The 9,473-nt window shown below is 55.9% G+C and carries 8 protein-coding genes and 1 pseudogene; 4 read left to right on the top strand and 5 right to left on the bottom strand.

The genetic code is table 11. The features are described from left to right. Positions 1-225: transposase (locus A3A5_RS40865; protein ID WP_018309861.1), on the top strand; the 225-nt coding region annotated here is incomplete at its 5' end. Between the two features lie 370 nt (positions 226-595). Then, positions 596-1,192 carry an adenylyl-sulfate kinase gene (locus A3A5_RS0106815; RefSeq protein WP_232431282.1) on the top strand — a complete coding sequence of 199 codons (597 nt, stop codon included), beginning with the start codon at positions 596-598 and terminating at the stop codon, positions 1,190-1,192. A gap of 815 nt (positions 1,193-2,007) precedes the next feature. Here A3A5_RS0106815 and A3A5_RS0106805 read toward each other — a convergent pair. The 5 genes from A3A5_RS0106805 to A3A5_RS0106795 are packed head-to-tail and all read right to left on the bottom strand — an operon-like array spanning position 2,008 to position 8,519. Continuing rightward, positions 2,008-3,261 carry an aminotransferase class III-fold pyridoxal phosphate-dependent enzyme gene (locus A3A5_RS0106805; RefSeq protein ID WP_026200530.1) on the bottom strand — a complete coding sequence of 418 codons (1,254 nt, stop codon included), beginning with the start codon at positions 3,259-3,261 and terminating at the stop codon, positions 2,008-2,010. Further along, entirely contained in the window at positions 3,262-4,752 is a 1,491-nt protein-coding gene (locus tag A3A5_RS40855; protein ID WP_081623819.1) for a GMC oxidoreductase, read from the bottom strand. It abuts the gene before it with no gap. Beyond that, the gene (locus A3A5_RS40850; RefSeq protein ID WP_157637147.1) at positions 4,712-6,196 is read right to left on the bottom strand and encodes a hypothetical protein; all 1,485 of its coding nucleotides are present in this window, start codon (positions 6,194-6,196) and stop codon (positions 4,712-4,714) included. Before A3A5_RS40850 ends, A3A5_RS40855 begins: the two co-directional genes overlap by 41 nt. Beyond that, positions 6,193-7,539, bottom strand: a complete 1,347-nt coding sequence (locus tag A3A5_RS37805; protein WP_051108494.1) for an MFS transporter — start codon at positions 7,537-7,539, stop codon at positions 6,193-6,195. Before A3A5_RS37805 ends, A3A5_RS40850 begins: the two co-directional genes overlap by 4 nt. Beyond that, positions 7,536-8,519, bottom strand: a complete 984-nt coding sequence (locus A3A5_RS0106795; RefSeq protein WP_018309857.1) for a sulfotransferase — start codon at positions 8,517-8,519, stop codon at positions 7,536-7,538. Before A3A5_RS0106795 ends, A3A5_RS37805 begins: the two co-directional genes overlap by 4 nt. Before the next feature lie 396 nt (positions 8,520-8,915). On the opposite strand from A3A5_RS0106795, the pseudogene A3A5_RS40845 reads away from it, so the two are divergent. Beyond that, a pseudogene (locus tag A3A5_RS40845) lies at positions 8,916-9,138 on the top strand (transposase); the annotation flags it as partial. Positions 9,139-9,220: 82 nt separating this feature from the next. Then, positions 9,221-9,473: IS5 family transposase (locus A3A5_RS37800; protein ID WP_018309856.1), on the top strand; the 253-nt coding region annotated here is incomplete at its 3' end.

Below are 9,473 nucleotides of genomic sequence, written 5' to 3'. Positions count from 1 at the left end.
TTCTCCAATCTCAAGACCTGGCTGCGCGGAATTCATCACGGTGTCAGCCCGCAGCACCTGCAAGCCTATCTCAACGAATTTACCTTCCGCTTCAACCGTCGTTTCTATCCCTTCAATGCATTTCGCTCCCTGCTCGGCATCGCTGGTGACGTCACCGCGCCGACCTATGCCGAGCTCTATGCCAAAAAATCGCTACCCACTACATCTAGTAGGTTTGGGAGCTAACCGGATAAGCACGCTATCTTCTCCCTACCACGTCCCAGGATCCTGTTCCATTTGTTGTGAAGTCGGCAAATATCCACTCTGGCCAACTCGGAAATTACGAGTATCTAGGGAGCGATTTGGGGGCGGGCTGCCTGCCTTTGGCCTTGCCTACCTAAATCGCATGGCCGATCCACGATCTTTACTTGGCCTTCGATCACATCATTGGGCAAGCCCGCTACGGAAGAAGCACAGGCATCCAATTTTTGGATAAAAGGTATCGAAACAATCAATTGTACAAGCTGTTAGTGCACCAGCAAAGTTACGGAAACCAAGGTGAGGCTCGAATGCAAAGGATCAGGATAATTGCGTAGAGATAATGGACGGGGCGTGGATGAGAAATCCATCAAAAATGGAAGGGCGGTTCATTGCGGAATTTCATCGAGGACATAATCAATTAATCATGAATAAATGGGATATGCAACACAAAGAGCGGGTCATCGTCTTGATTCAAGGTCTTCCAGGAGCTGGCAAGACCACCCTCGCTCGAATGCTTCTGGATCTAATGCCGACAGCTAGCTGGGTTAATGCGGATTTTGTTCGGGAAAATATAAATCGTGACTTGACGTTTAGTTTGGTGCATCGCATTGAGCACGCGCGTCGTATGTCCGAAATTGCCAATCTGACGCTAAACTACGGGGCGAACGACTATTGCATTGTGGATTTTGTTTGTCCCACTGTGGAAACACGCAGAGCCTTTCTGGACGCGGCCGAGTATCCAGTCTACACCGTGTTCATGAACACGATAACCGCTGACGAGTCTAGGTTTGCAGATACGCGCAAGATGTATAAAGCTCCCACAGACTATGCATTTCGGGTGAGCGGATATAAGACGATAGAAGAATTGAAGCAGGTGGCACGTACGATTCATTTGGCGCTCCTAAGTAGATCGCCAAATTTGTCAATGACAAAACTTAGGAGGAGCCTTTGAATGTTAGTGCAAAGGAACTCTCGGGAATAATATTAGTGTTTGGCATGCCGCTTGGACCGAACAGGACACCAATCGGGGTCTTCTTGTACTCGTAAGCCGGGATCCTCCTTTAGCCGCTGATCGTCGGTCTTACAGTAATGTTGGCGTTTGCTCCGCTAAGAGGCCGCCGCCGTTTGCGATCCTTATTCCTAGGACTTCCCTGCCAAAAATAAAATACTTTGACTATCGCGATGTGAAGCAGATCATCAGGCGATGGAGCGCTTGGCGTCGAGGTCGAGCGGCAAATCCTTGACCGTTCGTACCTCGGTACCGGACTCTTCAGCCATCTCTCTCAGGTGACTTTGGCTTGAACGGCTCCGCGCACTGCGTCGCTGCAAAACTAGATAGAGCAAATTGAATCGATTTGCACCATCTTGGAAGCTGCGCGATTTGTGTACTCGAGCTCCGACAGCCCTTTGCGGCTCTTGATAGCTCGTCGAACTGGAAGAGGTCACAATTGATCTCCATTCATCTCCATTCGATTGGGATGGAGCGATAGAATTCTGCGGCGCCCGCTATCGGCCGTAACAGCTGCATCGCTTGGATTTCATATTGTGCAATGCGAGCGGCTTCACGCTCCGGCGATAGGCCAGGCGCAATGGCAGCTATCAGTTCGACATCTCGACCGGACGCAGACATCCGTAGGACATAATCCGGCGAAATTAGTTTCCCCTGCGCCCAACGACGGAGCGCGCCTTTAACGACTGCCTCCGAGTCAACGAGGGCGCCATCCAAGTCAAAGGCTACATGATCGTATTCGTTCACTCGAACGTTTATCATGATCGCGCCCAATAAGTCTTGTTGGAAAGACAAGCATTCTCTGTCGCGCGGAACGCCTGCCAACAGTATTCCACCATGGACCTGTCCGTTACCTGCGCAGTCATATCCTCGTCTTTGCAGTAGTCTGCTAGCGCCCCCTTCAGCGCCTCTTGTAAAGCGCTGAAGAATTTGTCGCCCATGGAAACATTGCTCATGTACGTGGCCGGGTAGCCTGTGTAGATACCGTACTGAAGGCACCTTCGAACAAATGCCTGTCCATGCCTTTGCGAAGGCATGACGATATCGAACATGGTGTCGCTTCCTAATACACGCGCGGGTATTCCGGAGCGAGCGAATGACTCGTCGAACAACCTCTTGAGCGCCGCCCCGCTTTCCGCCAAGCGAGCCACGGTGCCATCTTCTTCGAAGATTTCCTGCGTTAGGTTACCGGCGACAAAGGCGCGATTTTCGCGTAAGTAGGTGTTGCCAAGATAAACCCCGTCAGCCCCGGACATGGCATCGGCGGTGCCAATGACCGCGGAAAGGCCGATTCCCTGTGCGATCCCTTTGGCCAAGGTGATCAGGTCGGCTGGGACTTTGTGCCGTTGACAGTAGCCACCATTGGCGTAACGAAGGCCGCAAAGCACCTCGTCAACGATCAACAGCGCTCCATGCAGTATAGCCATCCTAGCGATTTGGTGGAGTAACTCCGGAGGAAAGACTGACGGCTCTGGCGTGACGAAAATGGCGGCGACTTTGCCTCTGTTCCGACTCAACTGTTGCTCCAAGATATCTAAATCATACTGAAAATCTTGGATGTAATGATCATTGGCCGGTGGGGTTTCCTGCCACGGGTACTGTTGAAAGATGTCATGCCAGCCGTGAAAACCAGCCGTTAGAATAATCGGTTGGCCGGTTCGGTGTCGCGCGATGCGGACGGCGGCTTCCGTTGCACAAGATCCGGTCCTCAAGAAGAACACCCTAGGCATGGCTGGGAATTTCATCGAGATCTTCTCAGCTAGTATCTGGCGTTGCATGCTCACCGCCGATGGAAGAACGTCAGTATCTTTCTCCATAGCTTGAGAAAATCTGGCTTTGAATACAGCGTTATTACTTCCCAAGGGTGAAGACCCGCTGCAGGACGTCATATCAAGATAAATCTTGCCGTCGATATCCTCCGCCGTTGCGCCATTGGCGGATCGAAATATGATGGACGTGCGGGTTTCACGCTCCCACTCAGCCAAATGACCGGCAGCTCCGAAACTGCTCATTTAGTTTCCCCTTTCGGCTAGTGACAGGGCCATTCGCCTCGCGTTGGCCATGATGGTGTGCGTCGGATTGCTGTTTCCGGCGAAGTTCATCACGGAGCCATCCATAACATAGATGTTTGTTAACCCGTGAATCCTACCGTAGCGGTCGGCTACTGAAGTCTTTGGATCGGAACCGGCTCGCATTGTGCCGTGCAGATGGCAACTGCCTTTCCCGCGGGAAAAGGGCATGCGTTCGATGCAGGATGCGCCTAAGCGGCGCAGTGTGTCTTCGGCCCGGTTAGCGAGAAAGCTAATTCGTGCGAGATCATTTTCAGAGTTTTTATATGCGATACGGACGTAAGGAACCCCGTGTGGGTCAATGGCCGCATCAAGCATGACACGGTTGTGTGACCAAGGTTCTTCCCCGGCGATGTAGTGTAACCGCACGAGGCCGATGTTATCTCCCGGCGAAGGGAAATTTGCTTCATAGATCAGGCCACCAAATCTGCATGGCACGTCAGGGTGCTCATAGAAGTCGTCCGTATACACGGTCGCGTGCGGCCCCCAATGTGCAGGCACCGGGGCTGTATTCTTCATGTAGCCGACGGAGTATCCGCTGATTTTGAATGAGAGGCCGCGCCCTACAAGGTCAGAATCATTTCCTATTCCTGTCGGTGCATGACGGCTAGTCGAGCGAAGCATTAATGCCGCTGACTGAATTGCGTTTGCACAGACGATGACGGTTTTAACTGGAATTCTAATCCGTCGCGAGGAGAGCGGCACATAGCACTCAAGGGCTTCTGCACGGCAGTCGTTTCGGAGTTCGATCGCGTTGACAAAGCATCCGTACAGCACCGAAATCGTTCCTGGTAAGGCGGAGTCGTCAAGAATACTTCGTGTGCGTATGTTTGCTTTTGCATCTGTAGGGCACACCAGGTCGTCGCAACCCGAGCACTCAATGCATCCATTGGTGGTTTTGGGTTGTCGGATCGCCAGTGGGATACTCTTTGCCTTGATGCCAAGTTCTTGCATGGCATCGGATATCAATAGTCCTCGCGGGCTTGCCGGATATGGCCGAAATCCATTCGTACCACTAATCTCTAATAGATTCTCTATTTCGGAATAGAAAGGTTCGAGATCCTGAAGGGCAATGGGCCAGTCTATCTCCATGTCAGTCCTCAGGTATTGGGAGGCCGAGAGATCTGCTTGTCGGTATCTGAACGTGATCGCGTTGTAAAACTCCATTCCTCCACCGACGGCACACGCGGTCCACGGATTTCCATCGGCGCGACCGTGGGAAGATGTGCGTGCCTTGCTGTAGGCTGCCTGATGGGGCCCGTATAGCGCACCTTGGGATACCAAGCCTCCATACTCGAGGACGGCAACGTGACAACCTTTTTCGGCAAGTGTTCGGGCAGCAATCGATCCCGAAGGCCCTGAGCCAACGATAACAACATCGAAGCTTGTGTAATCACGAGATGCGGCCGCCGCAATGTGTCTGATATCCGTCATGTGCAATGGTCTCCTTTTTGAGATGGGATGTCAGTGCGGGCCAACCGCCATTGTTCGCGACGGCGGCAAGCAAAGCTTTTGTGCTGGCCACGTAGTGGGGGACCGCAATGCCTGCCAATTCGGTGGCGGGGTGGCGATAGCTAATGGAGAAGCCATCATGAGTACGTATGAACCAAAGAAACACCTCTTCAGGATCGGTGCAGCGACTACGGAAGACGGTGGTTCTCCAGGTGTTCCAACTGCTCGCCCCAGGCGTACGCCGAAGGTCCATGTACGAAACCATGAAAGGGTCGCGCAGGGACAGGCCGAGGAGTTGCGCCACTCGGGGTAGCGGTATCCGGGCCAGGTCCTTCAGCCCGGCTAGACCTGCAACCGCCGAACGCACCGCGTCAGAGAAAGAGTCTGTTCCATTTAGCGTGAAGGCCACTGGACCCATACCCACGTACCACCCTATGGATAATTGGGACGGATCCGTCTGTGTATTGACGGGGACCATGGTACGGAATACGTTCGAGCCGCTGATTTCTTGGCCTACCTTTGCAAGGCAGGCGAGAAGCCCAGCAAAGGAATTGCCCCCAACTGCGCGGCAGACCTGATTGAAGGAGAGTGCGTCAAATGCGTTGAGAAGCTCTGTGTATCCGCTTGGCTGCGCGGCAGGGCATCCGGTCGCATCGCTTACTGATACAGGGAACTGCGGCAGGCGTCCCCCGCTTTCGGCAACAAAAGTCCGCCAGCGCGCTATAGATGCGTGTTCCGCGGTTAACGCATCGGCGGCGTTCCGTTCGGCCTCTGCGAAATCGAGATAGCTTGCCGTCGGGTGGGGGAGAGGGGAGGTGGTTGCGCTGCTTGAGGGCGCGAGTGCTGACGCATACAGTAGTTGAAGCTCATACGCAGTATGGAAAATTGAGTAGCCGTCCATTAGAGTGTGGTCCGCGGCGACATAGACGGTGGTTGCTTCCGGGCGGCTGACGGTGGCGGGAAGATAGCCAGGCCAGCCGACAGCGAGGACCTCACTGTCGAACAGGTTTTCCAGATGTCGCGCCAACTTGCGGCCGTCGGTGAAGTTCACCGCCGTACTGGGGCGGATTCTCACGGCCTCGGCTGGTAGCGTCTTGCGGTGGAATCGGCCACCAGGTGGGACGCACGAGGCAGGGGTGAGCTGGCTACGGAGGGTTTCGTGGCGGGTTATCCAGTCACGCAACGCCGTGGCGAAAGCAACTGCATTGAATTCACCGGGCAGGTCGAAGGTGCAGGCCAGCCAAGACGGATACAAGGGACCGTCACCAGCTGCCTCAAGTGCAGACGTGATGTGGGCTTCCTGCACGTGGGACGGCCGCCGAGCGTCGGCTATCCAATTGGGATCGGATATGTGTGGTGCCGTGGCCCGCCAGACGGTGAGGTAGCCCGGAGATAGACTAGGCGATAGCATGTCGGTGAGCTTCATGGTGTGGCGCGTGTTGTCCGAGAGCAATTGGAGACAATGGTGGCAGACCCCGGTTCGGTGCGTGCCTCCACGAGCTGCGGTGTACGCACGGATCGCAGAGGAGATGCCAAGATCCACGCAGCGGCTGCGGCAATGAGGGCTCCACTGAGCAGTAGCGTCGCGCGTACGCCAAGCCATGCTCCACAGGCGCCGCCCAGCACGGCGCCGAATGGAGCAAGTCCCCACACGATGGTCCGGATGCTCGCGTTCACTCGTCCGTGCAGTTGAGGCGGAGCCAAGGCATAGCGGATCGGTACCTGATGGACGTTGTAGAGCTGCTGGCCGATCCACAATACGAATTGCGACAGTCCCACCGATAACCATCCTGGCACATCAAGCATGGGGGTTAGCATCGCGCCGACGGCGCTGATAAGGAGCGCTGCGATTAGCACGCGACCCAAGCCTAACGCTCGAGCAGCAGGACGAGCGAGCAATGCCCCGATAGCACTTCCGGTGGCGGCGATGCCTGAGACCGTTCCGACCATTGTGGCGTTTAGCCCCAATTCTTCGGTTAGATACAACAGAAAGACAGCGGAGTAGGCGCTGTACCAAAGGATGAGAGTGCCGGTGGCAAAGGTGACTGCGCGTAGTCCGGGAGTGCGTAGCACGAATAGCGCGCCCTCTGCCGCCTCCGAGAGGATGCGTTCAAGGATGCCCCTAGCGTCGTCATCGTTGTGGTTACTTGTCACCGGCGTACTTGTTATCGGCGTCATCACCACGTATGGAAGCAGCACCGTCACCAGAAGGAACGACGCCGCATCTGCAAGTATCGCGATAGGCGCGGAAAAGGAGTAGATCAGCCAGCCTGCGAGCGGCTGGCCAAGTACCAATGCCGCCGATTGTCCCAGTTCTAGCCAGCTCTGCGCTTGTACTAGTTGATGGGGCGGCACGACAGTTGGCACACATGCCAAGAAGGCCACGTCGGCGATCACCGTGGCCCCACCCACCAGTGTAGCAACTGTGTAGAGATGGGGCATGCCGACGTGTCCGATTAGTAAAGCAGTCACTGGTACGGTCGCCAGCGTTAGCGCCATTATCGAATTTGCCGCAGTCAGAAGAATCCGGCGTGAAAGCCGATCGACGAAGACCCCGACAAGCAGGCCCAGCAGAAGGTACGGGGCGCGTCCGCAGGCTAGCAGGAAGCCTGTCTCAAGCGGCCCTGCTCGGTGTAGTTGGATCGCGGTCAGGGGTAGGGCGATGAGGGTCACCTGGGAGCCGACGCGGGAAACCGTCTCGCCCAAGAGAAGAAGATAGAAGCTGCCGGGCAAGCGGTGTCGTGGTGTTTCGTTTGCAACGTCTATCATTCCCCGCCCCGCAAAGCCGGCACGGACAGCTTGTAGCCGAACTGTTCCAGTTCATTGCCGGCTATCCGCTCGAACTGCTCAACCTCCTGCGGCGTAAGGTCTTGCAAGTACCGCCCAATACACCTTGTGTATAGCGGTTGAGCAGCGGCTTCAGCTGAGGGGTGGCCCCACGGTTTGTCGAAGAGCGCGTGCTTGTGCTCTGCGTGATGCAGAACCGCTTCGTTCCATCGCAAGCCAAGGTATTCCAGCATCCGTGCGACTGTCTCACGCGGGACAGTGACCAGATCCTCGTATCGAACTTCGAGATAGCGACCACTCGGCGCCCCAAGGCGCGGCCGGGTGACGACCTCTAGCCAGCCCTGCGCGGCCTCCGCGATACTCCGATGGCCCCAGTCGGGGACGTTAGCATGGGAGGCTGCCACATCGCGGCCGTCGCGGATGATATGGACAAAATGGGCTTTTGGCCAAATGGTGGCGTATGTGCCGATGTCCTGGATCCTCCGCTGAAGCTTTAGGCCCCATCGCTTCGCCCCGGTCTGTTGACGTCGGAACTCGCCAATAGAGTCGATAAGGAAGCAGCGGTCCTCCAGTGTAGACAGGTCGGTGCCACGCTCGGCCATCAGACGGGCCACCAGTTCCTGTACGTCGTCTCGGTCCAAGCCGAAACGTTCACATTGCAAGACGAAGTGCACGCCGTCGAACCACTTAAAGTCGATGGTTTCCTTCGTCGTACCGGTGACCCGTGGATCCTGACAGGCCATCATGGCGCATACTGCGAGAATATGGGGGCCTAGGTTAACTGGCTCTGTAAAATCGATCTCCGGGCCTACGACCAAATCCGGGTGCGAGTCGAGCAGGATGCTAAGCAAGGTGGTGCCGGAGCGGTCTTCGCCGCCGAGGAGGAGAGGGTTAGAACGCAGTGGGAGTAAAGTGGAGTCTAGTGACGAGTTGAACATGGGCGGGATGGCAAGAGTGAACATGGCCTTTACTTGCAACACTGGGGGCTATCGCTGGAAAGCAGTGGGCCCGACGATTAAGGGCGCCGCTCATTTGTCAAAAATCTGAGCACCGGCACCAGGCTCATTCCCTGACGGGCCCGAGGCTATCAAGAGCAGTGCAAGGGCTGTGCCTGTCGTGTGTTTAGGGCAAAAGCAGGCTTCATGCGGGTATGGAGACCTTGCGGTCGTTATGACGGTGGAACGCGCTGTTGAAATTGTTGCAATTTGTCATCTAGTGCACATTGCCGCCTCGCAGAATCGACTAAGACTCCGCATCTCCAATAGACAATTCTATTGTTCGTCCATGGATAGCGGCTCAGCCAGGTCCCGCGCATTTTTTGTCAAACGAGCCAGTTTCCTACTGCTAAACCGGTTCAGCGAGGCCGACGCAGGAAGGTTGAGTGGAGCGAGGTCATCAACGCCTTGCGATACCTAGTGCGCTCGGGCTGTGGCTCGCGCATGTTGCCCAAGGACTTCCCGGGCGTGGCAAACGGTGTAGGGGTGGTTTCGCCGACTGATGCGTCGGTTCCTGTTCCAGACGAATCACGATGTGGTGTTGATGCTCGACAGGGAGTTGGAAGACTGGCAGCCTTGCCCTAGCAGGCAGCTGAAATACCTAGCCCGAAGTCAGCGCGGTATCGTGCCAAGGCGTTGATTACCAGATACCACTCCATCCGAGATTCATGCGCGGCGCCGACACCTTCACCGAAAGCCTGTTCACCATGCTGCGACTCGAAGATTTCGTGCCGCAAGCGCATCCGTTGCGCCCGATCCGCACCATGGTCAACCAGGCCTTGACGAAGATGGATCGGCTGTTCGCAAGCATGTACGAAGCCGATATCAAGGGCGGACGCCCGAGCATTGCGCCGGAGAAGCTGCTGCGCGCGATGCTGCTGCAGGTTCTGTATAGCATTCGGTCCGAACGGCAACTGATGG

Source organism: Cupriavidus sp. UYPR2.512, from assembly GCF_000379565.1.
Lineage (GTDB): Bacteria > Pseudomonadota > Gammaproteobacteria > Burkholderiales > Burkholderiaceae > Cupriavidus.
Note: the sequence above shows the minus strand (reverse complement) of the source record. Positions and strands in the feature narration are given on the sequence as shown.

Coding starts and splice junctions, on each gene's coding strand:
- A3A5_RS0106815 (WP_232431282.1), top strand. CDS start 596: ATGAGAAATCCATCAAAAATGGAAGGGCGGTTCATTGCGGAATTTCAT.
- A3A5_RS0106805 (WP_026200530.1), bottom strand. CDS start 3,261: ATGAGCAGTTTCGGAGCTGCCGGTCATTTGGCTGAGTGGGAGCGTGAA.
- A3A5_RS40855 (WP_081623819.1), bottom strand. CDS start 4,752: ATGACGGATATCAGACACATTGCGGCGGCCGCATCTCGTGATTACACA.
- A3A5_RS40850 (WP_157637147.1), bottom strand. CDS start 6,196: ATGAAGCTCACCGACATGCTATCGCCTAGTCTATCTCCGGGCTACCTC.
- A3A5_RS37805 (WP_051108494.1), bottom strand. CDS start 7,539: ATGATAGACGTTGCAAACGAAACACCACGACACCGCTTGCCCGGCAGC.
- A3A5_RS0106795 (WP_018309857.1), bottom strand. CDS start 8,519: ATGTTCACTCTTGCCATCCCGCCCATGTTCAACTCGTCACTAGACTCC.